Source organism: Lactococcus cremoris subsp. cremoris NBRC 100676 (genome assembly GCF_001591705.1).
Classification (GTDB): domain Bacteria; phylum Bacillota; class Bacilli; order Lactobacillales; family Streptococcaceae; genus Lactococcus; species Lactococcus cremoris.
The window spans coordinates 1-630 of sequence record NZ_BCVK01000122.1; the positions used below are offsets into that span (position 1 = coordinate 1).

Below are 630 nucleotides of genomic sequence, written 5' to 3' on the forward strand. Positions count from 1 at the left end.
ATTTATTATCAGTTTACTTAGTCTGTTTCTTCCGTTTTTTCCAGCTACAAATAATAGCTTTGAAAGTATTAATCTTTTGGGTTTTCAATATGCTATAAAATATAACGTTGAATTATATTTTATCATCATAATTGTGCTACTGTTCAATTATTTCACGATGGCCAGTCAATATGTGAAATATAAAAGGGTAATTCCGGTTTTAATCACAATTACTGTCCTTTGTGCCTAGGGTGCTCTTTTGTTAAATCAAATTTTGATTGGGGGATTTCAAAGAGGAATGATAGTGTTAGAAACTTATCATTTAGGTTATTTTATCAGTTTCTCCTTGTTTTTAGTTTTTAATATTTTGGTTTATGTGGATGCTTATAGAAAGAGAGAATAGATAACTATAAAATCAAAGGAGAGTAAAAATGAGGATAAAAAAGATAAAAATTTGGCAAATGCTACTCATGTTCATCATCTGGCTAGGAACGATGTTTCTTCCAGCAACAGTTAATCAGAATAAATTGAATACGAACTTTGATTATAAAAAAAGTAGAGAAAATTTCTTTTATTTTCTTTTTCATCAGTTCCCTCTTTATAGTTTTATTTTGGGTTTGTTGTTACTTATCTCATTTTTTCTCATTTATT

The 630-nt window shown here is 27.9% G+C and carries 1 pseudogene; it reads left to right on the plus strand.

Annotation, left to right across the window (positions count from 1 at the left end):
* Positions 1-410 precede the first annotated feature (410 nt).
* Positions 411-630, plus strand: a pseudogene (locus tag LLA01S_RS12785) (hypothetical protein); the annotation flags it as partial.